This is a genomic window from Streptomyces sp. NBC_00464, assembly GCF_036013915.1.
In the GTDB taxonomy this organism is placed as follows: domain Bacteria; phylum Actinomycetota; class Actinomycetes; order Streptomycetales; family Streptomycetaceae; genus Streptomyces.
In genome coordinates this window covers 6,091,173-6,117,238 of the sequence record NZ_CP107899.1, presented here as the reverse complement: position 1 = coordinate 6,117,238, position 26,066 = coordinate 6,091,173, and the positions used below count along the sequence as shown (strand labels likewise).

Genomic DNA, 26,066 nt, shown 5'->3' with positions numbered 1-26,066 from the left:
AGTCAACCCTCAGCCGCTGTCTAACCGAAAAAGTTCCGGACGTGGTTCAGACCGTCCACCAGGGCGTCGACCTCGGCGGGCGTGGAGTACAGATAGAACGACGCTCGCGTCGTCGCAGGAATTCCGTACCGCAGGCAGACCGGCCGTGCGCAGTGGTGTCCGACCCGGACCGCGATGCCCTCCTCGTCGAGCACCTGACCCACGTCGTGCGGGTGGATGTCGCCGAGCGTGAAGGAGATCGTGGCGCCGCGGTCCTCCGCGGTGGCCGGACCGATGATCCTGAGATCCGGGACCTCCAGCAGGCGCTTCACCGCGTACTCGGTGATGGCCTGCTCATGGCGGTGGATGTTCTCCATGCCGATCGCCGAGAGGTAGTCCACGGCCGCGCCGAGGCCCACGGCCTGCGCGATCGGAGGCGTACCGGCCTCGAACTTGTGCGGCGCCGGAGCGTACGTCGACGAGTGCATCGACACGGTCTCGATCATCTCGCCGCCACCGAGGAACGGCGGCAGGTCCTCCAGGAGCTCCTGCCGTCCCCAGAGCACGCCGATGCCGGTCGGACCGACCATCTTGTGGCCGGTGAAGGCCACGAAGTCGGCCTGCAGCGCCTGCACGTCGAGCACCATGTGCGGGGCCGCCTGCGAGGCGTCGATGCAGACCAGTGCGCCGACTTCCTGGGCGCGCCGGACGATCTGCTCGACCGGGTTGATCGTGCCCATGATGTTCGAGACCAGCGTGAAGGAGACGATCTTCGTCTTCTCGGTGATGATCTCGTTGATGTTGGACAGGTCGAGCCGGCCGTCGTCGGTGATGCCGAACCACTTCAGCTTCGCGCCGGTGCGCTGCGAGAGCAGCTGCCACGGCACGATGTTGGAGTGGTGCTCCATCTCCGTGGTGACGATCTCGGTCTCGTGGTCGACCCGATAGGGCTCGTCGGCCCAGCCGAGCATGTTGGCCACGAGGTTGAGCGACTCCGAGGCGTTCTTGGTGAAGATCACCTCGTTGCGGCTGGGCGCGTTGATGAACGCGGCGACCTTGTCACGGGCGCCCTCGTACAGCGCCGTGGCCTCCTCCGCGATCGTGTACACGCCGCGGTGCACATTGGCGTTGTGCCGCTCGTAGTACTCGTTGAGGGCATCGAGCACCTGGCGCGGCTTCTGCGAGGTCGCCGCGCTGTCCAGGTACACGATCTTCTTGCCGTCGTGGACCGTGCGGTCCAGGATCGGGAAGTCCTTGCGGATCGCCTCGGTGTCGAGGAGGCCGGAGAGCCCCTGTCGGGCATCAGTCACGCGGAAGCGCCACCCTTCGTGTAGGCCTCGTAGCCCTCGTCCTCCAGCTTGTCCGCGAGCTCGGCGCCGCCGGACTCGGCGATCCGGCCGTTGGCGAAGACGTGCACGAAGTCGGGCTTGATGTAGCGGAGGATCCGCGTGTAGTGCGTGATCAGCAGGGTGCCGACCTCGCCGGACTCGCGGACCCGGTTGACTCCTTCGGAGACGGTCTTCAGCGCGTCGACGTCCAGGCCGGAGTCGGTCTCGTCGAGGATCGCGATCTTCGGCTTGAGGAGCTCCAGCTGAAGGATCTCGTGGCGCTTCTTCTCACCGCCGGAGAAGCCCTCGTTGACGTTGCGCTCGGCGAACGCCGGGTCCATCTGGAGACCGGCCATCGTCTCCTTGACCTCCTTCACCCAGGTACGCAGCTTGGGTGCCTCGCCGCGGACGGCGGTGGCGGAGGTACGCAGGAAGTTGGAGACCGAGACACCGGGGATCTCGACCGGGTACTGCATGGCGAGGAACAGGCCGGCGCGGGCGCGCTCGTCGACGGTCATGTCCAGGACGTTCTCGCCGTCCAGGGTCACCGTGCCGCTGGTGATCGTGTACTTGGGGTGGCCCGCCAGCGAGTACGCGAGGGTGGACTTGCCGGACCCGTTGGGGCCCATGATGGCGTGGGTCTCGCCCTGCTTCACGGTCAGGTCGACGCCCTTGAGGATCTCCTTCGTGGCGTTGTCGGCCTCGACGGTGACGTGCAGGTCGCGGATTTCAAGCGTTGCCATGGGTGACTCAGGACTCCTGGGTGACGGAGACGAGCACATCGTCCCCTTGGATCTTGACGGGGTATACGGGGACGGGGCGCGTCGCGGGAAGGCCGGACGGCTTGCCGGTGCGGAGGTCGAAGCTCGATCCGTGCAGCCAGCACTCGATCATGCAGTCCTCGACCTCACCCTCGGACAGTGAGACGTTCGCGTGCGAGCAGATGTCGTTGATCGCGAACACCTCGCCCTCGGTGCGGACGACGGACACCGGCGTGCCGTCGAGCTCCACCCGCTTGGGGGTGTCGTCCTCCAGCTCGCTCAGCGCGCACGCTTTGACGAAGGTCATCAGACCGACGCCTTCAGCTCGGTCTCGATCTTGTCGAGGAGACGGGCTTCGACGTCCGGCAGGCCGATCTGCTGGACCAGCTCGGCGAAGAAGCCGCGCACGACGAGGCGGCGGGCCTCCTCGGCCGGAATGCCGCGCGACTGGAGGTAGAAGAGCTGCTCGTCGTCGAAGCGGCCGGTCGCGGAGGCGTGGCCGGCGCCGACGATCTCGCCGGTCTCGATCTCCAGGTTCGGCACCGAGTCGACCCGCGCACCGTCCGTGAGGACGAGGTTGCGGTTCATCTCGTAGGTGTCGGTTCCCTCGGCGCTCGCCTGGATGAGGACGTCACCGATCCACACGGCGTGGGCGCCGTCGCCCTGCAGCGCGCCCTTGTAGGCCACGTTGGACTTGCAGTGCGGGGCGTTGTGGTCGACCAGGAGGCGGTGCTCCTGGTGCTGGCCCTTGTCGGTGAAGTACAGACCGAAGAGCTCCGCCTCGCCGCCGGGGCCCGCATAGGCGATCCGCGGGTGAAGACGGACGAGGTCGCCGCCGAAGGTGACGACGATGGACTTGAAGGAGGCGTCGCGGCCGACCAGCGCGTTGTGCTGGCCGACGTGGACGGCCTGCTCGTCCCAGTCCTGGACGGAGACGACGGTCAGCTTCGCACCGTCGCCCAGGACGTAGTCGACGTTGGCGGCGAGCACGGTGTCACCGGTGTGGTCGATGACGACGACGGCCTCGGCGAAGGCGCCCAGCTCGATGACCTGGTGGCCGTAGGCGACGCCGCCCTCACCGTGCACGGCGATCCGGATCGGCTCGGTGAGCACGGCTTCCTTGGCGACGGTGACGACGGAGGCCTGCTCGAAGGACGAGTACGCCTGCGCGGCGACCCGGTCCACCGGCGTGCCGGCCTTGCCCAGGCGGGCGTCGTCGCGGCCGACGGTCTCGACCGTGACACCCGCAGGAGCCTCGATGGCGACCTTCACACCGCTGCCGGTGGCAACGGCCGTGCCGTCGTGCAGTCCGCGCAGCCGCTCCAGCGGCGTGAACCGCCACTCCTCCTCGCGACCGTGCGGGACCGGGAAGTCCGCGACGTCGAAGGACGGGGGGGCGCTCATGCGCGTGGCGACGGTCGACTCGGCGGCCACCGCGATGGAGCCGGCGGTCGTCGAACCGGCCGGAATGTTCTGAGCCTCAGCCATGGCTGTCGTAGTGCTCGCTTTCTCAGTCGGACAGATGTCAGGGGGATCCGGTCGTCGGCGTACTAGCCGACCGAACCCTCCATCTGGAGCTCGATCAGCCGGTTGAGCTCGAGGGCGTACTCCATCGGGAGCTCCTTCGCGATCGGCTCGACGAAGCCGCGCACGATCATCGCCATCGCCTCGAACTCGGTCATGCCGCGGCTCATCAGGTAGAAGAGCTGGTCCTCGGAGACCTTGGAGACGGTCGCCTCGTGACCCATCGACACGTCGTCCTCGCGGACGTCGACGTACGGGTAGGTGTCGGAACGCGAGATGGTGTCGACCAGCAGCGCGTCACAGAGCACATTGGACTTAGAGCCGGGCGCGCCCTCGCCGATCTCGATGAGACCGCGGTAGGAGGTGCGGCCGCCGCCTCGTGCCACCGACTTGGAGACGATGTTGGAGGAGGTGTTCGGAGCCATGTGGACCATCTTGGCGCCGGCGTCCTGGTGCTGGCCCTCGCCCGCGAAGGCGATGGACAGGGTCTCGCCCTTGGCGTGCTCGCCCATCAGGTAGACGGCCGGGTACTTCATGGTGACCTTGGAGCCGATGTTGCCGTCGACCCACTCCATGGTCGCGCCCTCGTAGGCGACGGCGCGCTTGGTCACCAGGTTGTAGACGTTGTTCGACCAGTTCTGGATCGTCGTGTAGCGGCAGCGGCCGCCCTTCTTCACGATGATCTCGACGACCGCGGAGTGCAGGGAGTCCGAGGAGTAGATCGGCGCCGTGCAGCCCTCGACGTAGTGGACGTAGGCGTCCTCGTCGACGATGATCAGCGTCCGCTCGAACTGGCCCATGTTCTCCGTGTTGATACGGAAGTAGGCCTGGAGCGGGATCTCCACGTGCACGCCCTTCGGCACGTAGATGAACGAGCCACCGGACCACACGGCCGAGTTCAGCGAGGCGAACTTGTTGTCACCGACCGGGATGACCGTGCCGAAGTACTCCTTGAAGAGCTCCGGGTGCTCCTTCAGCGCGGTGTCGGTGTCCATGAAGATGACACCCTGCGCCTCCAGCTCCTCGTTGATCTGGTGGTAGACGACCTCGGACTCGTACTGCGCGGCGACACCGGCGACGAGGCGCTGCTTCTCCGCCTCCGGGATGCCGAGCTTGTCGTAGGTGTTCTTGATGTCCTCGGGCAGGTCCTCCCAGGACTCCGCCTGCTTCTCCGTGGAACGCACGAAGTACTTGATGTTGTCGAAGTCGATGCCCGACAGGTCCGAGCCCCAGTTCGGCATGGGCTTCTTGCCGAAGAGCTTGAGGCCCTTGAGCCTCAGCTTCAGCATCCACTCGGGTTCGTTCTTCTTCTCCGAGATGTCGCGGACGACAGCCTCGGAGAGGCCGCGCTTGGCCGCTGCGCCTGCCGCGTCGGAGTCGGCCCAGCCGAATTCGTACGTGCCCAGGCCATCGAGCTCAGGGTGGGCAGTCTCCGTAGGGAGCGTCATGCGGGGTTCCTCCCGGCCGTGCTTGCAGATGCTGAATCGGTGGTCTGTGGGGTGGTGGTGGGGTGGCCGCTGCGCGGAATGTACGTCGTACACACCCCGTCGCCGTGGGCGATGGTGGCCAGACGCTGCACATGGGTCCCCAGGAGGCTGGAGAAGATCTCCGTCTCCGCCTCGCACAGCTGCGGGTACTGCTCGGCGACATGTGCGACCGGGCAGTGGTGCTGACACAGCTGCTCACCCTGCTGCGGGCCCGGCGCGCTGCGCGCCGTAGCAGCGTACCCGTCGGCGGACAAGGCCTTGGCCAGCGCCTCCGTACGGGATTCGGGGGCCGCGGCCTCGACGGCCGCGCGGTAGGCCGCCGACTGGTCGGCGATCCTGGCCCGGGCGAAGACCATGACCGCTTCGTCGCCCGAGGTCTCGGCGATCCAGCGCAGGGCGTCCGCGGCGAGCTTGTCGTACGACTGGTCGAAGGCGTCCCGGCCGCAGTCGGTCAGGGCGAACACCTTGGCCGGACGGCCGCGGGTCCGTGCCCCGTACACCCGCTGCTCACGGGCCTCGACGACGACGTCGGAGACGAGGGCGTCGAGATGGCGGCGGACGGCGGCCTGTGTGAGGCCCAGGCGCTTCGCCAGGTCGGCGACGGTGGACGGGCCGTGGTCCAGGATGGAGCGCGCGACCCGGTTGCGCGTCGAGCGCTCTCCGGTCGCGAGTTCCTCCTGCGGAGCCTCGCCAACGTATTTCACAACGCCATTGTTGCGTAATTCATCCGGCCCTGACAACCACGGTCCGAAACGATCAAGGGTGGAATCCATCACTTAGGGTTACCTAATCAAGCCCCCGGACCGGGCCCCGGCGGACGGCTGCCTAGACTTACCGCCCATGAAGAGCGAGCCCGCCCCACCCCCCTCCGGCCCGGCTGTCCAGGTCCGTGGCCTGGTGAAGCGGTACGGCAGCAAAGCCGCGGTGGACGGCCTCGACCTGGATGTCCGGGCCGCTGCGGTCACCGCGATCCTCGGCCCCAACGGCGCGGGCAAGACCACCACGATCGAGACCTGCGAGGGATACCGCCGTCCGGATGACGGGACGGTCCGGGTCCTCGGCCTCGATCCGGTCGCCGACGCGGCGCGTCTGCGCCCCCGCATCGGCGTGATGCTCCAGTCCGGCGGCGTCTACTCCGGCGCACGCGCCGACGAGATGCTCCGCCACATGGCGAAACTGCACGCCCACCCCCTGGACGTGGACGCCCTCATCGAACGTCTGGGCCTGGGCAGCTGCGGCCGCACCACCTACCGCCGGCTCTCCGGCGGCCAGCAGCAGCGGCTCGCCCTGGCGATGGCCGTCGTGGGCCGCCCGGAACTGGTCTTCCTGGACGAGCCGACCGCGGGCCTCGACCCGCAGGCCCGCCGTTCCACCTGGGACCTCGTACGGGAACTGCGCGCCGACGGCGTCTGCGTCGTCCTCACCACCCACTTCATGGACGAGGCCGAGGAGCTCGCCGACGACGTCGCCATCATCGACGCCGGCCGGCTCCTCGCCCAGGGCAGCCCCGAGTCCCTGTGCCGCGGCGGCGCCGAGAACACCCTGCGCTTCACCGGCCGCCCCGGGCTCGACCTCGACTCCCTGCTGAAGGCACTGCCCGACGGCACGGAGGCGGCCGAGCTCGCCACCGGCGCGTACCGCATCACCGGCGATGTCGACCCGCAGCTGCTGGCCACCGTCACCTCCTGGTGCGCGCAGAACGGTGTGATGCCCTCCGGCATCTCCGTCGAGCGCCACACCCTGGAAGACGTCTTCCTCGAACTGACCGGCAAGGAGCTGCGCGCATGAGCGCCGGTACGTACGCCCCCCGGCCGGGCGCCGCCCCGCTGCCGCGCATGATCGCCGCGCAGACCGCGCTGGAGACCCGGATGCTGCTGCGCAACGGCGAGCAGCTGCTGCTGACGGTGATCATCCCGACGCTGCTGCTGGTGCTGTTCAGCGCGGTCGACATCGTGGACACCGGCTCGGGCGAGTCGGTCGACTTCCTGACCCCCGGCATCCTCGCCCTCGCCGTGATGTCCACGGCCTTCACCGGCCAGGCCATCGCCACCGGATTCGAGCGGCGCTACGGCGTGCTCAAGCGACTCGCCGCCTCGCCGCTGCCCCGCTGGGGGCTGATGACCGCGAAGACCCTCGCGGTGCTGGTCACCGAGGTGCTCCAGGTCGTGCTGCTGACCGTGATCGCCTTCGCGCTGGGCTGGTCGCCGCACGGCAACCCGTTCGCCGTACTGCTGCTCCTGGTCCTCGGCACCGCGGCGTTCTCCGGGCTCGGTCTGCTGATGGCCGGGACGCTGAAGGCGGAGGCGACGCTGGCCGCCGCCAATCTGGTCTTCCTGCTGCTGCTGGTCGGCGGCGGGGTCATCGTGCCGCTGGACAAGTTCCCGGACGCGGTGCAGTCCGTGCTGGGGCTGCTGCCGATCGCCGCTCTCTCGGACGGCCTCAGGGACGTGCTTCAGCACGGCGCAGCGATGCCGTGGGGCGACCTGGGGATCCTGGCGGTGTGGACGGTGCTGGGGCTCGGCGCGGCGGCGAAGTTCTTCCGCTGGGAGTGAGCCCGGACACTCATGGGGCACGATTCGTCCCCCTCGTGAAAGCTTGCACAAGCGGCCGCCTACGATGGTGCGCGTGCCCAAGCTGACCCGAGCCGAAGTCGCTCAAGCCGTGCGGAACCCGCTCCTCTACATCGCCGAGCGCTGGACGCCGTCCCCCCGGACCGTCCGCCGTGCGGCGATGTCGGCCGTCGTCATGGCCGTCGTCATCGTCGTCACCGGCGGTGCCGTACGGCTGACCGGTTCCGGCCTCGGCTGCCCGACCTGGCCCAAGTGCACCGACGACAGCCTGACGGCGACCGGTGAGATGGGCTTCCACGGCGCCATCGAGTTCGGCAACCGCATGCTCACCTACGTCCTGTGCGCGGCGGTCGGCTGGGCGATCATCGCCGCCCGGTCCGCCAAGCCCTGGCGCCGCAGCCTCACCCGGCTCGGCTGGGCGCAGTTCTGGGTGGTCATGGGCAACGCGGTGCTCGGCGGCATCGTGGTGCTCGTCGGCCTCAACCCGTACACCGTCGCGGCCCACTTCCTGCTCTCCACCGCGCTGCTGACGATCGCCCTGGTGACGTGGCAGCGGGTCGGGGAGGGCGACGAGGCGCCGCGTCCGCTGGTGGGCAAGGCCGTCTCGCAGCTCACCTGGCTGCTGGCGATCGCCGCGGGGCTGCTGATCGCGGTCGGCACGGTGGTCACGGGGGCCGGGCGGCACGCCGGTGACTCCAGCGACGTCCACCGCATCCCGATCGACTGGAAGATGATCGCCCAGCTCCACGCCGACCTGGCGTGGGTCGTGGTGGCGCTGACCGTCGCGCTCTGGTTCGTCCTGAAGGCCGTCGACGCGCCCGTGGGTCCGCTGCACCGTGCCCGGGACCTGTTCGTGATCCTGATGGCGCAGGGCGTGATCGGGTACGTGCAGTATTTCAACGACACCCCCGAGATCCTGGTCGGGCTGCACATGTTCGGCTCGTGCCTGGTGTGGATCGGTGTGGTCCGCGTCCTGCTGTCGCAGCGCGAGCGGCCGGTGGGCGTCGCCGCGGTTCCCGGCCCGGCGGCCGAGCAGCCGGAGCCTGCCACGGCGGGCTGAGCCCGCCCCGTGATTCCGCAGTGACCGGCCCGGGCCTGCCCGTCCTCCTTGTCACCCGCCCCGGCCCCATGCCCCGGGTACCGCGTCCAGCAGCTCCGCGAGCCGGGCGCGGTCCGGCAGCGGTCCGTGGTCACCGGTGACCCGCAGCGCGGCGCCCGCGGTGAGATGCCCCAGCCGCAGCGCCCGTACGGTGTCCTCGCCACGGAGCAGCCCGGCGAGGAACCCGGCGGCGAACGCGTCACCGGCGCCGACCGGTTCGACGACCTCCACCCCGGGCGCGGGCACGGTGTGGACCCGGTTGCCGTCGAAGGCGGTGGCAGCCCGCCCGCCGTCCTTGACGACGAGGATCCGCGGCTGGGGAAGCAGCGCCCGTACGGCCGCCGCGTCGGCCAACTCCTCGCCCCACAGGGCCTGTGCCTCGTCCAGACCGACGAACGTGATGTCCGCCTGCCGGGCGAGGGCGAGCAGCACACCGGCCGCCGTGCCGTCCGGCCACAGGGCGGGCCGGTGGTTGACGTCGAAGCTGACCGGGCGGGGCCGTTCCGCGGCAGGAGGCTCCAGCAGAGCGGCCACCAGGTCGTGGCAGCCCTCGGAGAGCGCCGGTGTGATGCCGCTGAGGTGGATGAGCCCTGCCGTGCGCACGGCTTCGTCGTCCAGCAGTTCCGGTGTCAGGGCCGAGGCGGCGGAGCCGCGGCGGTAGTAGTGGACCCGCGTGCCGCCGGTGCCGGGGTCCTTGACCAGGAGTCCGGTCGGACGGTGCGGGTCGGTGCGCACCCCGCTGACATCGACGCCGGACGCGGCCACCTCGGTGCGGATCCGGCGGCCGAACGGGTCGTCGCCGAGCGCGGAGACCCAGCGGGCGGGCACCCCGTGGTCGGCGAGGTACATCGCCACATTGGATTCGGCGCCGGCGATCCGTACGCCGAGCCGATCGGCGCCCTCCAGCGGGGCGGCCGGTTCCGGCACGAGGGCGGCCATGGTCTCGCCGATGCAGGTCACCGGGGGCCGGACGGGCCACCGTGCCCCGCGGGCACCCTGTGCACGCACGGTCGCGGTCATCCGGAACTCCCCTGCCGGTGTGCGGCAGGCAGACGCGCGGTCATCGCCCGGTGCCCGCGGGAAGGTGTACGGCTTCGAGGAAGGCGCGGGTGCGCTCGCGGAGGGCTTCGACGCTGCCCCCGTCGGCGGCGTCGCCGATCAGCGGGGACCCGACGCCGACCGCGGTCGCGCCCCGGGCGAGATAGTCACGGGCCGCTGCGGCGTCCACTCCCCCGACGGGGACGAACGGCGCGTCCGGGAACGGCCCGCGCAGCGCCCCGAGATAGCCGGGGCCGCCGGCCTGTGCTGCGGGGAAGAGCTTGTAGGCGTCGGCGCCGAGCCGCTGCGCGGCGACGATGTCGCTCGGGGTCATCACTCCTGCCAGCACCGGCAGCCCGAGGCGCTTCGCCTCGGTGACGCCCTCGCAGACGGCCGGGGTGACGACGAAGTCGGCTCCCGCGTCGCGTACCGCGGCCGCGTCCTCGGCTGTCAGGACGGTGCCCGCTCCGAGCGGTGCGGCCGGGCCGAGCGCGGCACGGGCCCGGCGGATGACGTCGAGCGCGTCCCTGCCGCTGAGGGAGACCTCGATGAGCGGGAGTCCCTCCTCGGCCAGGGTGAGTACGGTCCTGAGTGCGGCGTCCGCGTCGGCGCCGCGCACGATGGCGACGATCCGGTGGACGCGCAGCGCGGTCAGCAGTTCCACGTGCGGGTTTCCTTCCTTCTCTGCTGTACGGGCATGGTGGTTCTGCTGTACGACTATGGCCGGTTCCGCTGTACGGGTGTGGCCGGCGGGACGCTCACCACTCGGTGAAGGCGCCGTCGTCGTGGCGCCACACCGGGTTGCGCCAGGCGTGTCCGGCACGGTCGGTGGCGCGTACGGCGGCCTCGTCGACGGTGACGCCGAGCCCCGGCAGGGCGGTGCGCCGGGCGTGGCCGGCGTCGAAGCGGAACGGTTCGGTGTCCACGACGTAGCTGAGCAGGTCGGCGTCCTTGTTGTAGTGGATGCCCCGGCTCTGCTCCTGGATGAGGAAGTTCGGGGTGGCGAAGGCGATCTGGAGACCGGCCGCGAGAGCGATGGGGCCGAGCGGGCAGTGCGGGGCGAGCTGCGCCCCGAAGGTCTCGGCGAGCGAAGCGATGCGGAGCACCTCGGAGATACCTCCGGCGTGCGAGGGGTCGGGCTGGGCGACCGCGATCCCGGCGGTCAGTGCGGGCAGGAAGTCGGCGCGTCCGTAGAGCCGTTCGCCGGTGGCGATGGGGACGGAGGTGGCGCCCACGAGTGCGGGCAGCAGATGCCCCTGCTCGGGCAGGAGCGGTTCCTCGACGAACAGGGGGTGCAGCGGCTCGATGGCGTGCAGCACGCGGCGGGCCCCGGCGGGTCCGAACCGGCCGTGCATGTCGACGGCGACGTCGCGGCCGGGACCGAGCACCTCGCGGGCGGCGGCTACCCGTTCGACGACGGCGGCGGTCTCGGCGGGGGTGGGCAGCGCGGAGGTGCGGCCCGCCGCGTTCATCTTGACGGCGGTGAAGCCGGCCTCGACCTGGGCGGTGACCTCCTCGGCGAGCCGGGCGGGTTCGTCGCCGCCCACCCAGGCGTAGACCCGTACCCGGTCGCGCACGGGGCCGCCGAGCAGGGCGTGCACCGGAGCGCCGTACGTCTTCCCGGCGATGTCCCACAGGGCCTGGTCGATGCCGGCGACGGCACTGGAGAGTATCGGGCCGCCCCGGTAGAAGCCGCCCTTGCTGAGCACCTGCCAGTGGTCCTGGATGCGCAGCGGATCCCGGCCGATCAGGTATTCGGCGAGGACGTCCACGGCGGCGCGGACCACTTCGGCCCGGCCCTCCACCACGGGTTCGCCCCAGCCGACGACACCCTCGTCGGTCTCGATCCGGCAGAACAGCCAGCGTGGCGGTACGAGGAAGGTCTCGATACGGGTGATCTTCACCGGTCCGCGGTCCCCTCGTCGGTGGCCGCCGCGGTGCCGTGCACCCGGTCGAGGTCGCGTACGGCTTGGTCGAGCAGGGCCCGCATGGCGTGTTCGGCGGCGGCCGGGTCCCGGTCGCGGACGGCGTCCAGGACGGCACGGTGGCTGGGTACCGGGTCTTCGCCCTGCTGGGAGCTGTGCACGATCTCGTCGCGTTGGGCGAGGCCGGACTCGATGACCATCTCCATGCGTTCCAGCAGTTCGTTGTGGGTGGCCGCGAGGAGGGCACGGTGGAAGGCGAGGTCGGCCTCGACCGCGTGGGCCGCACCGCCCTCCTGGTCGCCCATCGCCGTGATCGCGGCTTCGAGGGTGACCAGGTCCGCCTCGGTGCGGCGTTCGGCGGCGAGCCGGACGGCAGCCGGCTCGATGATGCCGCGGACCTCGCCGAGGTTGCGCAGCAGTGCCAGGTCGGCGCCGGATTCGGTGCCGCCGGCGAACTGCCAGCGCAGTACGTCCCCGTCGAGCAGGTTCCAGTCGGAGCGGGCCCTGACGAAGGTGCCGCGCTTCTGGCGCGCGTCGACGATCCCCTTGGCCGCGAGAACCTTCAGGGACTCCCGCAGGGCGGTCAGACTGACGTCCAGCTCGCCCTGGAGCGCCACGAGGTCGAGGGTCGCCCCTTCGGGGATCTCGCCGCTCAGGACCCGGCGCGCAAGAGTCTCCACGGTCTGGCCGTGCACTCCGCGGCGCGCGTATGGCGTCATGTCCGTGTGCCTTTCTGCTCTACGGGGGCTACGGGGACTCCCCGGGGGGGGTACGGCGGTGGTCAGGCCGAGGCCTTGACGACGGACCAGCCGCCGTCCACGAGCAGGCTCGATCCGGTGATGTAGGACGCTTCGTCGGCGGCGAGGAAGGCGATGGCGGCGGCCGCCTCACCGGGGGTGCCGAACCGGCCCGCGGCGGTCTCGGCGACGCTCCTGCGCCGGTCCTCCTCTGTCACCCGGTCCCAGGCCGCGGTGAGGATGGGGCCGGGCAGCACGGCGTTGACCCGCACCTCGGGTCCGTACTCCACCGCGAGCTGGCCGCACAGGGAGAGCAGCGCGCCCTTGGACGCCGCGTAGGCGGGGTGCCCCGGGATGCCCTTGTGGGCGTGGACCGAGGAGGTCAGCACCACGGCTCCGCACTGTTCGCGCAGGTCGGGCAGGACCGCGCGGAAGCCGAGGAAGGTGCCGGTGAGGTTCACCGCGAGCTGCCGCTCCCAGGAGGCGACGGTCATCTCGTGGGCGGGGATGACGTCGACCGTATAGGCGTTGCTCACCAGGACGCCGACGGGGCCGAAGGTGTGCGCGGCGGCCACGGCCCGCCGCCAGTCGGCCTCGTCGGAGACATCGGTGCGGACGAAGAGGGCGCGGCCGCCCCCGGCGCGGATGGCTGTGGCGACGCTCTCGCCGAGGTCCTCCGCGATGTCCGCGAGGATCACCGCGGCGCCCTCCGCGGCAAGCCGTTCGGCGGTGGCCGCACCGATGCCCGAGGCGGCTCCGGTGACGACCGCCACCTTGTCGGCGAAACGGGGGTGCGCGTTCATGCGGCGGATCGACTCCTCAGGACATCTGTGTGCTGTCGGCCATCGTGGCCCAGCAGCGGGGCTCGCCATGCCGGAGGAGCCCGGACACAGCGTGACGGTGCGAGTAGGACGCGGTCAAGGTTAATTACTAATTAAGTAACACTCCCGCGCCTGACATGACGGCGGAGGCCGGCCGGGGCAGGTGCCCCGGCCGGCCTCCGCCGTCGTCATGTTGTGTGCCGCGCCCGCGCGGCAGCCCTCAGGCCTTGTTGGCCGGGCCGCCGATCTGGATGCCGGCCATGCGGGTCCACTCGTACGGACCCGTGTGGACCTTCGCCGCGAACTCGCCGTCGAAGGACTCGTGCATCGTGATCCCGGACTTCTGCGCGGCGCTCTCGGCGACCGCGTACGAGGGGGCGACGAGGTCGCCCCAGCCGCCGTCCTCGCCGACGAGGACGATGCGGGTGCCCATCTGCCCGATGTAGGCGAGCTGCCCCTCGGCGCCGCCGTGCGCCTTCGCGAAGGCACCGATCTGCTTGGCCAGCCTGGCCGCCCTGCGCTCCGCGCGCGCCGCCTGCTTGCTGTCCACCTGCTGGGTCTCAGCCGTCTCTGCCATGCACAAGATGCTACCGATGGGTAGATCAACGTGCGACGGGCGGGGAGCGTGGCCTGTGCCACGCTCCCCGCCCGTCGGCAGGTCATACGGAGGAGGTGCTACCGCAGGAAGGGGTCCACCGCCACGGCGACGAACAGCAGCGACACATAGGTGATCGACCAGTGGAACAGTCGCATCTCCTTGAGCTTCCCGCCGGTCACGCCGGACTTGGCCCGGTTCAGCAGGCCGTGCGCCTCCCAGAGCCAGAAGCCACCCGTCAGCACCGCCACCACCGTGTAGAACCAGCCGGTGTAGCCCAGCGGGGTCAGCAGCAGCGAGACGGCCACCATCACCCAGCTGTAGAGGACGATCTGGCGGGCCACCACCCGGTTGGAGGCAATGACCGGAAGCATGGGCACGCCGACCCGCGCGTAGTCGTCCTTCACCTTCATGGAGAGCGGCCAGTAGTGCGGCGGCGTCCAGAAGAAGATGACGGCGAAGAGGATCACCGCGGCCCAGGACATCGAGTTCGTCACTGCCGACCAGCCGATGAGCACCGGCATACAGCCCGCGATGCCGCCCCAGACGATGTTCTGCGAGGTGCGGCGCTTCAGGATCATCGTGTAGACGACGACGTAGAAGAGCAGGGCACCGAGCGACAGCGCCGCCGACAGCCAGTTCACCAGCAGGCCGAACCAGACCGTCGAGACCACCGCGAGGGCGATACCGAAGGCCAGGCACTCGCGCGGGCTCACCATGCCGGTGACCAGCGGGCGCTGCGACGTACGGTCCATCAACGCGTCGATATCGCGGTCGATGTACATGTTCAGTGCATTGGCACCGCCGGCGGACAGATATCCGCCGATCGTGGTCGTGAGTACGAGCCACAAGTCGGGTACACCCTGAGCGGCCAGGAACATCACCGGAACAGTGGTGATCAGCAACAGCTCGATGATCCGAGGCTTGGTCAGCGCCACGAATGCCTTGACACGGGCCCCGAACGGGCGATGGCCCCCCGGGCTCGGAGTCAAGGCGACCCCTGCGGGTCGGGACTCGACGGCCGTCACGCACACCCCTGACAGAGAAATCCCAGCAAGCTCCGGGCGTGAAGGCCCGGTAAAGACTTGCGCGAACCAGACCACTGTAGACGTTGGGGACAGGCCGCCCTTCGCGGGGGTGGGGTCGTGTTGATGTGGCGCCGGGCATTGCCGTCGCACACGCGCGAACGCCCGCGCGCATGTCTGTGGAGCACCGGCCCGCACGACCGCGCCCACCGCTCGCACAGGTGTGCTCCAACGCACTCGTCGGAGGGTCTCAGAGGTGGCCCCGAATGCTCATCGGAGGCCTCAGGAGTGAGCCCGCGCGCTCATCGGAGTGAGCCCATCGGTGAGCCCTTGCGCTCATACGGGAGGCGGATTCGACGGGCCGCCCGCACCCTGGAAGGAGCCGGAAATCGCGGGTGCTGACGGGGGTAGGCTCGACAACGCCCGGTGCGGTCACAGTCACCGGTTTACGACAGTGGAGAGGAGCCCTGACTCAGGGTGAGCACCAAGCCGACCACCACAGACCTCCAGTGGACCGAATTGGACCAGCGGGCCGTGGACACCGTCCGCGTCCTCGCCGCGGACGCCGTACAGAAGGTCGGAAACGGCCACCCGGGTACGGCCATGAGCCTGGCTCCCGCCGCGTACACCATCTTCCAGAAGGTGATGCGGCACGACCCCGCCGACGCGGAGTGGACCGGCCGCGACCGGTTCGTGCTCTCGGCGGGCCACACCAGCCTGACCCTCTACATCCAGCTCTACCTGGCCGGGTACGGCCTGGAGCTCGATGACCTGAAGGCCTTCCGCACCTGGGGCTCCAAGACCCCGGGGCACCCGGAGTACGGCCACACCACCGGCGTGGAGACGACGACCGGCCCGCTGGGCCAGGGTGTCGCCAACGCCGTGGGCATGGCCATGGCGGCCCGCTACGAGCGCGGCCTGTTCGACCCGGAGGCGGCCCCCGGCACCTCCCCCTTCGACCACATGGTGTGGGCCATCGCCGGCGACGGCTGCCTCCAGGAGGGCATCTCCGCGGAGGCGTCCTCGCTGGCCGGGCACCAGAAGCTGGGCAACCTGGTCCTGCTGTGGGACGACAACCACATCTCCATCGAGGGCGACACGGAGACCGCGGTCTCCGAGGACACCCTGAAGCGCTACGAGGCGTACGGCTGGCACGTCCAGCGCGTCGAGCAGCTGCCCAGCGGCGACCTGGACCCGGCGGGTCTGTACAAGGCGCTGCTGGCCGCCAAGGCCGAGACCGAGCGCCCGTCGTTCATCGCGGCCCGCTCGATCATCGCCTGGCCCGCGCCGAGCGCCCAGAACACCGAGGCCTCGCACGGCTCCGCCCTCGGCGACGACGAGGTCGCCGCGACCAAGCGCGTGCTGGGCTTCGACCCGGAGAAGACCTTCGAGGTCGCCGACGAGGTCATCGCGCACACCCGTGAGGCGCTGGACCGCGGCCGCGAGGCCAAGGCCGAGTGGGAGAAGACCTTCGCCGCGTGGCGCACCGCCAACCCGGAGCGCGCCGCCGAGTTCGACCGGATCTCCGCGGGCGAGCTGCCCGAGGGCTGGGAGGACAAGCTCCCGGTCTTCGAGCCCGGCAAGGGCGTCGCCACCCGCGCGGCCTCCGGCAAGGTGCTCCAGGCACTCGGTGAGATCGTCCCCGAGCTGTGGGGCGGCTCCGCCGACCTCGCGGGCTCGAACAACACCACGATCGACAAGACGTCGTCGTTCCTCCCGGCCGGCAACCCGCTGCCGGGTGCGGACCCGTACGGCCGCACGATCCACTTCGGCATCCGCGAGCACGCCATGGCCGCGGCCATGAACGGCATCGCGCTGCACGGCAACACCCGCATCTACGGCGGCACCTTCCTGGTGTTCTCCGACTACATGCGCAACGCCGTGCGCCTGTCCGCGCTGATGCACCTGCCGGTGACGTACGTGTGGACGCACGACTCGATCGGTCTCGGCGAGGACGGCCCGACCCACCAGCCGGTGGAGCACCTGGCCGCGCTGCGCGCCATCCCGGGCCTGAACATCGTCCGCCCGGCCGACGCCAACGAGACCTCCCTCGCCTGGCGCGAGATCCTGCGCCGCTACACCAAGGTGTTCGGCAAGGGCGCTCCGCACGGGCTGGCGCTGACCCGCCAGGGCGTGCCGACGTACGAGGCGAACGAGAACGCGGTCAAGGGCGGCTACGTGCTGTTCGACGCGGAGGGCGGCGACGCCCAGGTCGTCCTCATCGGCACCGGCTCCGAGGTGCACCTCGCCGTCGAGGCGCGCGAGGAGCTCCAGGCCGCCGGCATCCCGACCCGCGTCGTGTCGATGCCGTGTGTCGAGTGGTTCGAGGAGCAGGACCAGGCGTACAAGGACAGCGTCCTGCCGCCGTCGGTGAAGGCCCGGGTCGCCGTCGAGGCGGGCATCGGCCTGACCTGGTACCGGTACGTCGGGGACGCCGGCCGGATCGTCTCGCTGGAGCACTTCGGTGCCTCGGCCGACGCCAAGGTCCTCTTCCGCGAGTTCGGCTTCACCGGCGAGGCCGTCGCGGCCGCCGCCCGGGAATCTCTCGCCGCCGTCACGCGCTGACGCCGTTATACGACTAGTAGGAGATGCAATTCTCATGACAGACGCACTCAAGCGCCTCTCCGACGAGGGCGTGGCGATCTGGCTCGATGACCTTTCGCGCAAGCGGATCACCTCGGGCAACCTCGCCGAGCTGATCGACCAGAGCCACGTCGTGGGTGTCACCACCAACCCCTCGATCTTCCAGAAGGCGATCTCGCACGGCGACGGTTACGAGCAGCAGCTCACCGACCTCGCCACCCGCAAGGTCACCGTGGACGAGGCCATCCGCATGATCACCACGGCGGACGTCCGTGACGCCGCCGACATCCTGCGTCCCGTCTTCGACGCCACCGACGGCCAGGACGGCCGGGTCTCCATCGAGGTCGACCCCCGTCTGGCCCACCACACGGCCCCCACGATCGCCGAGGCCAAGCAGCTGGCCTGGCTGGTGGACCGGCCGAACACGCTCATCAAGATCCCGGCGACGAAGGCCGGCCTGCCGGCGATCACCGAGGTCATCGGCAAGGGCATCAGCGTCAACGTCACGCTGATCTTCTCGCTGGAGCGCTACCGCGAGGTCATGGACGCCTACCTGGCGGGCCTGGAGAAGGCGAAGGCCGCGGGCCTGGACCTCTCCAAGATCCACTCGGTGGCCTCGTTCTTCGTGTCCCGCGTGGACACCGAGATCGACAAGCGGCTCGACGCGGTCGGCACCGACGAGGCCAAGGCGCTCAAGGGCAAGGCGGCTCTCGCCAACGCCCGGCTCGCCTACCAGGCGTTCGAGGAGGTCTTCTCCTCGGACCGCTGGGCCGCGCTCGACAAGGCGCACGCCAACAAGCAGCGTCCGCTGTGGGCCTCCACCGGTGTGAAGGACCCCGCGTACAAGGACACGCTGTACGTGGACGACCTGGTCGCCCCCGGCACGGTGAACACCATGCCCGAGGCCACCCTGGACGCCACCGCGGACCACGGACAGATCACGGGCAACACCATCGCCGGCACCTACGAGCAGGCCCGTGCCGAGCTCGACGCCGTCGAGAAGCTGGGTGTCTCGTACGACGACGTCGTCCAGCTCCTGGAGGACGAGGGCGTCGAGAAGTTCGAGGCCGCCTGGATCGACCTGCTCAACTCGACCGAGGCAGAGCTCAAGCGCCTCGCCCCTTCGGAGGGCTGACCACTTTGTCTGGTGTTCCCGGAGCCAACCCGCTCCGTGACGCCCAGGACCGACGGCTCCCGCGCATCGCGGGGCCGTCGGGCCTGGTCATCTTTGGCGTCACGGGCGATTTGTCCCGTAAGAAGCTGATGCCCGCCGTCTACGACCTGGCCAATCGCGGCCTGCTGCCGCCGGGCTTCTCGCTCATCGGTTTCGCGCGCCGCGAGTGGCAGGACGAGGACTTCGCACAGGAGGTCCACGACGCCGTCAAGCAGCACGCCCGTACGGAGTTCCGCGAAGAGGTCTGGCAGCAGCTCATCCAGGGGATGCGCTTCGTCCAGGGCAACTTCGACGACGACGACGCCTTCGAGACGCTGAAGGCGACCATCCAGGAGCTCGACCAGGCACAGGGGACGGGCGGCAACTTCGCCTTCTACCTCTCCGTGCCGCCGAAGTTCTTCCCCAAGGTCGTCCAGCAGCTCAAGAAGCACGGGCTCGCGGACCAGAAGGAGGGTTCCTGGCGGCGTGCCGTCATCGAGAAGCCCTTCGGCCACGACCTGAAGAGCGCGCAGGAGCTCAACCAGCTCGTGCACGACGTCTTCCCGCCCAACGAGGTCTTCCGGATCGACCACTACCTGGGCAAGGAGACGGTCCAGAACATCCTGGCGCTGCGGTTCGCCAACACGATGTTCGAGCCGATCTGGAACCGGAGCTACGTCGACCACGTCCAGATCACGATGGCCGAGGACATCGGCATCGGCGGCCGGGCCGGCTACTACGACGGCATCGGCGCCGCCCGTGACGTCATCCAGAACCACCTGCTCCAGCTCCTGGCGCTGACCGCGATGGAGGAGCCCGGCTCCTTCCACCCGAAGGCCCTGGTCGCCGAGAAGCTCAAGGTGCTCACGGCCGTCGAGCTGCCGGACGACCTCGGCAAGCACACCGTGCGCGGCCAGTACGCGCACGCGTGGCAGGGCGGCGAGGAAGTCCTCGGCTATCTGGAGGAGGACGGCATCGACCCCAAGTCGAAGACCGACACCTTCGCCGCGATCAAGCTGACGATCAACAACCGCCGCTGGGCGGACGTGCCGTTCTACCTCCGTACCGGAAAGCGGCTCGGCCGCCGGGTCACGGAGATCGCGGTCGTCTTCAAGCGCGCCCCGTACCTCCCGTTCGAGTCCGGGGCGACGGAGGAGCTGGGCGGCAACGCCCTGGTCATCCGGGTCCAGCCGGACGAGGGCGTGACCGTGCGGTTCGGCTCCAAGGTGCCCGGCACCTCGATGGAGGTCCGGGACGTGACGATGGACTTCGCCTACGGCGAGTCCTTCACCGAGTCCAGCCCGGAGGCCTACGAGCGGCTCATCCTCGATGTGCTGCTCGGCGACGCCAACCTCTTCCCCCGCCACCAGGAGGTCGAACTCTCCTGGAACATCCTCGACCCGATCGAGGAGTACTGGGACAAGCACGGCAAGCCCGCGCAGTACCCGGCGGGCACCTGGGGCCCGGCCGAGGCGGACGAGATGCTCGCACGAGACGGACGGAGCTGGCGCCGGCCATGAAGATCGATCTCACGGAAACCACTTCCAGCAAGATCAACCAGGCGTTGGTGTCGGCCCGTCGTGCCATCGGCACCCCGGCGATCGGCATGGTGCTCACGCTGGTCATCGTCACCGACGAGGAGAACGCCTACGACGCTCTCAAGTCGGCCGGCGACGCCTCGCGCGAGCACCCCTCGCGGATCATCGCGGTGATCAAGCGGGTCAGCCGCTCGCCGCGCAGCCGGCGCGACGCCCGGCTGGACGCCGAGGTCCGGGTCGGCTCCGACGCGGGCACCGGTGAGACCGTGGTGCTCCGGCTCCACGGCGAACTGGCCAACCACGCCCAGTCGGTCGTCCTGCCGCTGCTGCTGCCGGACGCCCCGGTCGTGGTCTGGTGGCCCGAGGCCGCGCCCGCCGATCCGGCGAAGGACCCGCTGGGCGCACTCGCCCAGCGCCGGATCACGGACGCGTACTCGGCGGAGCACCCGAGCGACGAACTGGCGGTGCGCGCCAAGTCGTACACCCCCGGGGACACGGATCTGTCCTGGACCCGGATCACGCCCTGGCGCTCGATGCTGGCGGCCGCGCTCGACCAGCAGGCCGTGGACGTCGTCTCGGCTACGGTCGAGGGCGAGTCCGAGAACCCGAGCTGCGAGCTGCTGGCCATGTGGCTCGCGGACCGGCTGCAGGTCCCGGTCGAGCGCACCATGTCCGGCGGCCCCGGTCTGACGGCCGTCCGGATGGAGACCAAGTCCGGCACGATCGTGCTGGACCGGGCCGACGGTTCGCTGGCCACGCTCTCCATGGTGGGACAGCCGGACCGTGCGGTGGCGCTCAAGCGCCGGGAGACCGCGGAGCTGCTCGCCGAGGAACTGCGCCGGCTCGACCCGGACAACACCTACGAGTCCGCGGTGAAGTTCGGCGTGGAGCGGCTCGGGGAGGCGGCGAAGCCCAAGGCCGCCGCGTCCGCGTCGCCGGCCGCGCCCGCTGCCAAGAAGACGGCCGCGCCGGCGAAGAAGGCGGCGTCGAAGTGAGCGTCGTCCCGCAGCTCGTCGTGCACCGCGACAAGGAGCTGATGGCGCAGGCCGCGGCGGCCCGGCTGATCACGAAGATCGTGGACGCCCAGGCCGCACGCGGTTACGCCTCGGTGGTGCTCACCGGCGGTCGCAACGGCAACGGCCTGCTGGCCGCGCTCGCCGAGGCGCCCGCCCGGGACGCGGTCGACTGGTCGCGGCTCGACCTGTGGTGGGGCGACGAGCGGTTCCTGCCGGACGGCGATCCCGAGCGCAATGTCACGCAGGCCCGCAAGGCCCTGCTGGACTCGGTACCGCTGGACCCGTCCCGGGTGCACGCGATGCCCGCGTCGGACGGGCCGTACGGCCAGGACGTCGATGCGGCAGCCGCCGCGTACGCCGCCGAACTGGCCGCAGCGGCCGGTCCGGAGGACCACGGACCGGTTCCGGTGTTCGACGTGCTGATGCTGGGCGTCGGACCCGACACCCATGTCGCCTCGCTCTTCCCGGAGCTGCCGGCGGTACGGGAGACCGAGCGCACCGTCGTCGGTGTGCACGGGGCGCCCAAGCCGCCGCCCGTCCGTGTCTCGCTCACGCTGCCCGCGATCCGGGCGGCGCGCGAGGTGTGGCTGCTCGCGGCGGGCGAGGACAAGGCGGAGGCCGCGGCCATCGCCCTGTCGGGGGCGGGGGAGATCCAGGCCCCGGCGGCGGGTGCGTACGGTCGCAGCCGCACGCTGTGGCTGCTGGACGCCGCGGCGGCCTCGCGGCTGCCGCGCGCCCTGTATCCGCCGGCGTCCGCCTGACCCGACGTCAGTGGCAGTGACCACAGGCCCGGTTCGCTCTTCGGAGCGGACCGGGCCTGCGTCGTGAAAGGCTCGGCCCATGCAGATCGGAAGCGTGGTGATGGGCGCGTCGGACGTCCGGCGTGCGGCGGCCTTCTGGAAGGCGGCGCTCGGTTACGTCGAGCGCGAGCCGCTCACCGAGAAGTGGGTGGTGCTGGTCCCCGCCGAGGGGCCGGGGCCGGGGGTCTCGCTGGGCCGGAGCGACGTCCCGGTGCAGGAGGTCCCCCGGGTCCACCTGGACCTGTACACCGAGGAGCAGGACGCCGAGGTGGCGCGGCTGATCGGGCTCGGGGCGGTGGAGGTCGACTGGGAGCTGTATCCCGAGGACCCGGACTTCGTGGTCCTCGCGGACACCGAGGGCAACCGCTTCTGCGTCATCGACACGACACACGGCTGACCGGGGCTCACTCCCCCGCCGGAACCCGCTCCAGGAAGGGCTCCAGCAGCCCCGGGACGGCCTCGGAGGCGAAGGCGAGCCCCTCGGACGCGTCCGCGTCGTACACCGTGTAGGCGCCCGCTCCGGCGGCCGTCGTCGCGGTGATGTTCAGTACCCCGGCCCGTCGCTGGAAGTACGACTGCCGGACCGTCCAGCCGATCACCCCGGCCCGCTCCAGCGCGGCGGTGGAGCGGCGCAGGGTGCCCGAGCGGGCGACCAGGTAGCCGCCGCTGAGGGCGTGTCCGAGACCGCGGTACGCGTCGCGCGCCAGCAGCACTCCGACGGGCAGCCCGAGAGCCGCGCAGCCCAGGGCGGTCCAGAGCAGCACGGGCGTCAGCAGGGCACCGAGCAGGGCCTGGACCAGAACGGGCACCAGGACCGCCCCGTACGCCCGGCGCAGGCGTCGGCCGCGCGCGGCGGGCGGATGTGCGGTCAGTGCGGCAGCGGTCGGCGACACCACCTCGCGCAGCACCGCGGCGGCGGCCTCGTCGGCGACCGGCCGGGGCGCGGCGGGCAGCAGGGTGTTGTGGTCGCCGCGCTGCTCCTCGTCGTCCTTGGCCAGTCCGGTGGTGATGGCGTCGACCCGGGCGGCGCCCAGCAGCCGGACACCGAGCGGCTCGACGAGGTCGACCCCGCGCAGCCGCCGCTCCTCGATGGAGACGGAGCGGGAGGTGAGCAGCCCGCGCCGGATGCGCAGGGTGCCGCCCGGTTCGCGTTCGAGGCGGTAGTTCCACCACATCTCGACCCAGAGCCCCAGTGCGCCGGCGGCGCCGGCGAGCGTCGCGGCGACGGCGAGGAGCGCGACCGCGGAGGGCAGGGAGAAGTCCCGGAACCGGTCGCTCGCCCACTCGATCACCTGCCCCTGTGCCCCGAACCAGTCGCTGACCTGCAGCACGGCCCCGGCCGCGGCGCCGCCGAGTGCGGGTGCCACGAACGAGACCGGTGCGTAGCGGATCCAGCGCGGGTCGAGCGCGACGAGTTCGCCCTCGCGGTGGCTGCCGGACGCTTCGGTGAGCCCGCGTTCCAGGAGCGCGCGGCGCAGCCGTTCGCCCTCGGCGCGCAGGACCGGGTCGAGTTCCAGGGTCGAGTCGTCGCCGTGGTGCTCACCGGTGCCGATCCGGACGGTGACGAGGCCGAGGAAGCGCTGGAGGAGGTGCGCGGTGAGATCGACGCTGCGGATGCGTTCCCTGGCCAGGGAGCGTTTCCTGACGAGCAGGAGGCCGGTGTGGAGCTCGACCCGGTCGGTACCGACGCGGTAGCGGGTGCGGCGCCAGCGTACGTAGTCGGCGCCGGCGCTGCCCGCGATCAGCAGGGCCGCGCCCGCCAGTACCCAGGCGACGGCGGCGGCGAACCCGAACCGTCCGGAGAGCCCGAGCGTGACCGGCACGGCTGCTCCGGCCGCCACGCCCGCCGTGACGAGTGCGGTGGCCAGAACCGTACGCCGGTCGAGGCGGCGCCAGTCCCCGGCCGGGGCGGCGGTGCTCACGTGGCGTCACCGGGGGTGTCCTGGGTGATCCGGGTCAGCCGCTCGGCGAGCTCGGCCGCCAGTTCGTGGTCGAGGCCCTCGATCCGGACCGCGCCCTTGGCCGAGGCGGTGGTGACGGTGACCGTGGCGAGCCGGAAGAGCTGTTCGAGCGGGCCGCGCACGGTGTCCACGGTCTGGATCCGGGACATCGGCGCGATCCGCCACTCCTGCCACAGCACCCCCGTCCGCACGTACACCGCCTCGTCGGTGACCTCCCAGCGGTGGGTGCGGAACCACCAGAGGGGGACGAGGACGGCGCAGCCGATGCCGAGGACCGCAAGGACCGCGGCGGGCAGCAGCAGCCAGAACCGGGCGGACGCGATGAGCGCGCCCAGCACGGCCAGTACCACCACCGGCACGGCGGTCAGCAGCAGCCACTGCGCCCGCCACCAGCCGACGGCCCGCGGGTCCGGCGTGTGGGCCGGGGCCCGCAGCCGTACGTCCCCCTCCCCCGTGGCCACGGACTCAGCGCCCCCGCAGCTCGCGGTATGCGGCAACGAGCGCGGCGGTCGAACTGTCGAGCTGTTCGGCGCCCTTGCCCTCGGTCAGCACCGGCTCGATCTTCTTGGCGAGGACCTTGCCGAGCTCGACACCCCACTGGTCGAAGGAGTCGATGTTCCAGACGGCGCCCTGGACGAAGACCTTGTGCTCGTACAGCGCGATCAGCTGGCCGAGCACGGACGGGGTCAGCCGGTCGGCGAGGATCGTCGTCGTCGGGTGGTTGCCGCGGAACGTCTTGTGCGGCACCAGCTCCTCGGGGACTCCCTCGGCGCGCACCTCGTCGGGCGTCTTGCCGAAGGCCAGCGCCTGGGTCTGGGCGAAGAAGTTGGCCATCAGCAGGTCGTGCTGGGCGACCAGTCCGGGCAGCAGGTCCTCGACCGGCTCGGCGAAGCCGATGAAGTCGGCCGGGATGACCTTGGTGCCCTGGTGGATCAACTGGTAGTAGGCGTGCTGGCCGTTGGTGCCGGGGGTGCCCCAGACGACCGGGCCCGTCTGCCAGTCGACCGGATTGCCGTCGCGGTCCACGGACTTGCCGTTGGACTCCATGTCGAGCTGCTGCAAGTACGCCGTGAACTTGGACAGATAGTGGCTGTAGGGCAGCACGGCATGCGACTGGGCGTCGAAGAACGCGCCGTACCAGACGCCCAGCAGGCCCAGCAGCAGCGGGGCGTTCTCCTCGGCCGGGGCGGTGCGGAAGTGCTCGTCGACGAGGTGGAAGCCGTCGAGCATCTCGCGGAACCGGTCCGGCCCGATGGCGATCATCAGCGAGAGGCCGATGGCGGAGTCGTACGAGTAGCGGCCGCCGACCCAGTCCCAGAACTCGAACATGTTGGCGGTGTCGATGCCGAAGTCGGAGACCTTCTCGGCGTTCGTCGACAGGGCCACGAAGTGCTTGGCCACCGCGTCCTGACCGGCCCTCAGACCGGTCAGCAGCCAGTCGCGGGCCGAGGTGGCGTTGGTGATCGTCTCGATCGTGGTGAAGGTCTTGGACGCGATGACGAACAGCGTCTCGGCCGGGTCGAGGTCGCGCACGGCCTCGTGCAGGTCGGCGCCGTCGACGTTGGAGACGAAGCGGACGGTCAGCGAGCGGTCCGTGAAGGAGCGCAGCGCCTCGTACGCCATGGCGGGGCCGAGGTCGGAGCCGCCGATGCCGATGTTGACGATGTTCTTGATCGGCCGGCCGGTGTGACCGGTCCACTCGCCCGACCTGACGCGGTCGGAGAAGGCTGCCATCTTGTCGAGCACCGCGTGCACGGCGGGCACCACGTTCTCGCCGTCGACCTCGATCACGGCGTCGCGCGGGGCGCGGAGCGCGGTGTGGAGGACGGCGCGGTCCTCGGTGGTGTTGATCTTGTCGCCGCGGAACATCGCGTCCCGCAGCTCGGCGACCCCGGTGGCCGCGGCGAGCTCACGGAGCAGCCGGAGCGTCTCTTCGGTGACCAGCTGCTTGGAGTAGTCGACGTACAGGTCGCCGACGCGCAGGGTGTATTCGGTACCGCGCTTCGGATCGTCCGCGAAGAGCCCTCGCAGATGGGTCGTCCCGAGCTGCTCGCGGTGCTTTCCCAGCGCGGTCCATTCCGGCGTCTGGTTGAGCCTGGCTCGGCTTTGTGCGTTCATCCCGGACA

General features: G+C 70.6%; 25 protein-coding genes. 9 read left to right on the top strand and 16 right to left on the bottom strand.

The features are described from left to right. Positions 1–20: 20 nt before the first annotated feature. The 6 genes from OG912_RS27505 to OG912_RS27480 all read right to left on the bottom strand — a co-directional run bounded on the left by OG912_RS27505 (position 21) and on the right by OG912_RS27480 (position 5,783). Positions 21–1,289, bottom strand: coding sequence for a cysteine desulfurase (locus tag OG912_RS27505; RefSeq protein WP_326735539.1), 1,269 nt, complete (start codon positions 1,287–1,289; stop codon positions 21–23). Then, positions 1,286–2,050 carry a Fe-S cluster assembly ATPase SufC gene (gene sufC / locus OG912_RS27500; RefSeq protein WP_326663577.1) on the bottom strand — a complete coding sequence of 255 codons (765 nt, stop codon included), beginning with the start codon at positions 2,048–2,050 and terminating at the stop codon, positions 1,286–1,288. Before sufC ends, OG912_RS27505 begins: the two co-directional genes overlap by 4 nt. A gap of 7 nt (positions 2,051–2,057) precedes the next feature. Continuing rightward, entirely contained in the window at positions 2,058–2,375 is a 318-nt protein-coding gene (locus OG912_RS27495) for a bifunctional 3-phenylpropionate/cinnamic acid dioxygenase ferredoxin subunit (RefSeq protein ID WP_326663576.1), read from the bottom strand. Next, positions 2,375–3,556 carry a Fe-S cluster assembly protein SufD gene (gene sufD / locus OG912_RS27490; RefSeq protein WP_326735541.1) on the bottom strand — a complete coding sequence of 394 codons (1,182 nt, stop codon included), beginning with the start codon at positions 3,554–3,556 and terminating at the stop codon, positions 2,375–2,377. Before sufD ends, OG912_RS27495 begins: the two co-directional genes overlap by 1 nt. A 62-nt stretch (positions 3,557–3,618) precedes the next feature. Continuing rightward, positions 3,619–5,040 (bottom strand): Fe-S cluster assembly protein SufB, encoded by a 1,422-nt coding sequence (gene sufB, locus OG912_RS27485; protein WP_136328638.1) that lies wholly within the window; start codon positions 5,038–5,040, stop codon positions 3,619–3,621. Beyond that, positions 5,037–5,783: a helix-turn-helix transcriptional regulator gene (locus OG912_RS27480; RefSeq protein WP_327711688.1), complete on the bottom strand. Its 747-nt coding sequence runs from the start codon at positions 5,781–5,783 to the stop codon at positions 5,037–5,039. Before OG912_RS27480 ends, sufB begins: the two co-directional genes overlap by 4 nt. A 136-nt stretch (positions 5,784–5,919) precedes the next feature. Between OG912_RS27480 and OG912_RS27475 the strand changes: the two genes are divergently transcribed. The 3 genes from OG912_RS27475 (at position 5,920) to OG912_RS27465 (ending at position 8,709) form a co-directional block, all read left to right on the top strand. Further along, on the top strand, positions 5,920–6,867 hold the full coding sequence (locus OG912_RS27475) for an ABC transporter ATP-binding protein (RefSeq protein WP_327711687.1): 948 nt from the start codon (positions 5,920–5,922) through the stop codon (positions 6,865–6,867). Next, a complete protein-coding gene (locus OG912_RS27470) occupies positions 6,864–7,631 on the top strand; it encodes an ABC transporter permease (RefSeq protein WP_326735545.1) in 768 nt (255 codons plus the stop codon). The genes OG912_RS27475 and OG912_RS27470 overlap by 4 nt, the downstream gene beginning before the upstream one ends. 64 nt (positions 7,632–7,695) lie before the next feature. After that, the gene (locus OG912_RS27465) at positions 7,696–8,709 is read left to right on the top strand and encodes a COX15/CtaA family protein (protein WP_327711686.1); all 1,014 of its coding nucleotides are present in this window, start codon (positions 7,696–7,698) and stop codon (positions 8,707–8,709) included. A 51-nt stretch (positions 8,710–8,760) separates the two neighbouring features. On the opposite strand, the gene OG912_RS27460 is transcribed toward OG912_RS27465, so the two are convergent. The 7 genes from OG912_RS27460 to OG912_RS27430 all read right to left on the bottom strand — a co-directional run bounded on the left by OG912_RS27460 (position 8,761) and on the right by OG912_RS27430 (position 14,898). Continuing rightward, positions 8,761–9,768, bottom strand: coding sequence for a sugar kinase (locus OG912_RS27460; RefSeq protein ID WP_327711685.1), 1,008 nt, complete (start codon positions 9,766–9,768; stop codon positions 8,761–8,763). 40 nt (positions 9,769–9,808) lie between these two features. Beyond that, positions 9,809–10,450 (bottom strand): bifunctional 4-hydroxy-2-oxoglutarate aldolase/2-dehydro-3-deoxy-phosphogluconate aldolase, encoded by a 642-nt coding sequence (locus OG912_RS27455; protein WP_327711684.1) that lies wholly within the window; start codon positions 10,448–10,450, stop codon positions 9,809–9,811. A gap of 94 nt (positions 10,451–10,544) precedes the next feature. Beyond that, positions 10,545–11,690 carry a galactonate dehydratase gene (gene dgoD / locus OG912_RS27450; RefSeq protein WP_327711683.1) on the bottom strand — a complete coding sequence of 382 codons (1,146 nt, stop codon included), beginning with the start codon at positions 11,688–11,690 and terminating at the stop codon, positions 10,545–10,547. Next, positions 11,687–12,430 (bottom strand): FadR/GntR family transcriptional regulator, encoded by a 744-nt coding sequence (locus OG912_RS27445; RefSeq protein ID WP_327711682.1) that lies wholly within the window; start codon positions 12,428–12,430, stop codon positions 11,687–11,689. Before OG912_RS27445 ends, dgoD begins: the two co-directional genes overlap by 4 nt. Positions 12,431–12,492: 62 nt before the next feature. Then, positions 12,493–13,251: an SDR family NAD(P)-dependent oxidoreductase gene (locus OG912_RS27440; protein WP_327711681.1), complete on the bottom strand. Its 759-nt coding sequence runs from the start codon at positions 13,249–13,251 to the stop codon at positions 12,493–12,495. Between the two features lie 238 nt (positions 13,252–13,489). Beyond that, positions 13,490–13,846 (bottom strand): hypothetical protein, encoded by a 357-nt coding sequence (locus tag OG912_RS27435; protein WP_326663537.1) that lies wholly within the window; start codon positions 13,844–13,846, stop codon positions 13,490–13,492. 98 nt (positions 13,847–13,944) lie between these two features. Beyond that, complete coding sequence (locus OG912_RS27430) at positions 13,945–14,898, bottom strand: heme o synthase (protein ID WP_326735552.1); 954 nt, start codon at positions 14,896–14,898, stop codon at positions 13,945–13,947. Between the two features lie 468 nt (positions 14,899–15,366). Between OG912_RS27430 and tkt the strand changes: the two genes are divergently transcribed. The 6 genes from tkt (at position 15,367) to OG912_RS27400 (ending at position 22,376) form a co-directional block, all read left to right on the top strand. Next, positions 15,367–17,454: a transketolase gene (tkt, locus tag OG912_RS27425; protein ID WP_327711679.1), complete on the top strand. Its 2,088-nt coding sequence runs from the start codon at positions 15,367–15,369 to the stop codon at positions 17,452–17,454. A gap of 34 nt (positions 17,455–17,488) precedes the next feature. Beyond that, positions 17,489–18,607, top strand: coding sequence for a transaldolase (tal, locus tag OG912_RS27420; RefSeq protein WP_327711678.1), 1,119 nt, complete (start codon positions 17,489–17,491; stop codon positions 18,605–18,607). Positions 18,608–18,612: 5 nt separating this feature from the next. Then, positions 18,613–20,145 carry a glucose-6-phosphate dehydrogenase gene (gene zwf, locus OG912_RS27415; RefSeq protein ID WP_327711677.1) on the top strand — a complete coding sequence of 511 codons (1,533 nt, stop codon included), beginning with the start codon at positions 18,613–18,615 and terminating at the stop codon, positions 20,143–20,145. Beyond that, positions 20,142–21,158, top strand: coding sequence for a glucose-6-phosphate dehydrogenase assembly protein OpcA (gene opcA / locus OG912_RS27410; RefSeq protein WP_327711676.1), 1,017 nt, complete (start codon positions 20,142–20,144; stop codon positions 21,156–21,158). The genes zwf and opcA overlap by 4 nt, the downstream gene beginning before the upstream one ends. Then, entirely contained in the window at positions 21,155–21,940 is a 786-nt protein-coding gene (gene pgl / locus OG912_RS27405) for a 6-phosphogluconolactonase (protein WP_326735557.1), read from the top strand. Before opcA ends, pgl begins: the two co-directional genes overlap by 4 nt. Positions 21,941–22,019: 79 nt before the next feature. Then, positions 22,020–22,376 (top strand): VOC family protein, encoded by a 357-nt coding sequence (locus OG912_RS27400; RefSeq protein ID WP_327711675.1) that lies wholly within the window; start codon positions 22,020–22,022, stop codon positions 22,374–22,376. 7 nt (positions 22,377–22,383) lie between these two features. Here OG912_RS27400 and OG912_RS27395 read toward each other — a convergent pair whose 3' ends face one another. Genes OG912_RS27395 through pgi form a run of 3 tightly spaced genes read right to left on the bottom strand, consistent with a single transcriptional unit; the run spans position 22,384 to position 26,058 of the window. Beyond that, positions 22,384–23,901, bottom strand: a complete 1,518-nt coding sequence (locus tag OG912_RS27395) for a PH domain-containing protein (protein ID WP_327711674.1) — start codon at positions 23,899–23,901, stop codon at positions 22,384–22,386. Then, positions 23,898–24,401, bottom strand: a complete 504-nt coding sequence (locus OG912_RS27390) for a PH domain-containing protein (RefSeq protein ID WP_327711673.1) — start codon at positions 24,399–24,401, stop codon at positions 23,898–23,900. Before OG912_RS27390 ends, OG912_RS27395 begins: the two co-directional genes overlap by 4 nt. Positions 24,402–24,405: 4 nt before the next feature. Beyond that, on the bottom strand, positions 24,406–26,058 hold the full coding sequence (gene pgi / locus OG912_RS27385; RefSeq protein WP_327713559.1) for a glucose-6-phosphate isomerase: 1,653 nt from the start codon (positions 26,056–26,058) through the stop codon (positions 24,406–24,408). Positions 26,059–26,066 lie beyond the last annotated feature (8 nt).

Coding starts and splice junctions, on each gene's coding strand:
- sufC (WP_326663577.1), bottom strand. CDS start 2,050: ATGGCAACGCTTGAAATCCGCGACCTGCACGTCACCGTCGAGGCCGAC.
- OG912_RS27495 (WP_326663576.1), bottom strand. CDS start 2,375: ATGACCTTCGTCAAAGCGTGCGCGCTGAGCGAGCTGGAGGACGACACC.
- sufD (WP_326735541.1), bottom strand. CDS start 3,556: ATGGCTGAGGCTCAGAACATTCCGGCCGGTTCGACGACCGCCGGCTCC.
- sufB (WP_136328638.1), bottom strand. CDS start 5,040: ATGACGCTCCCTACGGAGACTGCCCACCCTGAGCTCGATGGCCTGGGC.
- OG912_RS27475 (WP_327711687.1), top strand. CDS start 5,920: ATGAAGAGCGAGCCCGCCCCACCCCCCTCCGGCCCGGCTGTCCAGGTC.
- OG912_RS27470 (WP_326735545.1), top strand. CDS start 6,864: ATGAGCGCCGGTACGTACGCCCCCCGGCCGGGCGCCGCCCCGCTGCCG.
- OG912_RS27465 (WP_327711686.1), top strand. CDS start 7,696: ATGGTGCGCGTGCCCAAGCTGACCCGAGCCGAAGTCGCTCAAGCCGTG.
- OG912_RS27460 (WP_327711685.1), bottom strand. CDS start 9,768: ATGACCGCGACCGTGCGTGCACAGGGTGCCCGCGGGGCACGGTGGCCC.
- OG912_RS27445 (WP_327711682.1), bottom strand. CDS start 12,430: ATGACGCCATACGCGCGCCGCGGAGTGCACGGCCAGACCGTGGAGACT.
- OG912_RS27440 (WP_327711681.1), bottom strand. CDS start 13,251: ATGAACGCGCACCCCCGTTTCGCCGACAAGGTGGCGGTCGTCACCGGA.
- OG912_RS27435 (WP_326663537.1), bottom strand. CDS start 13,846: ATGGCAGAGACGGCTGAGACCCAGCAGGTGGACAGCAAGCAGGCGGCG.
- tal (WP_327711678.1), top strand. CDS start 17,489: ATGACAGACGCACTCAAGCGCCTCTCCGACGAGGGCGTGGCGATCTGG.
- opcA (WP_327711676.1), top strand. CDS start 20,142: ATGAAGATCGATCTCACGGAAACCACTTCCAGCAAGATCAACCAGGCG.
- OG912_RS27400 (WP_327711675.1), top strand. CDS start 22,020: ATGCAGATCGGAAGCGTGGTGATGGGCGCGTCGGACGTCCGGCGTGCG.
- pgi (WP_327713559.1), bottom strand. CDS start 26,058: ATGAACGCACAAAGCCGAGCCAGGCTCAACCAGACGCCGGAATGGACC.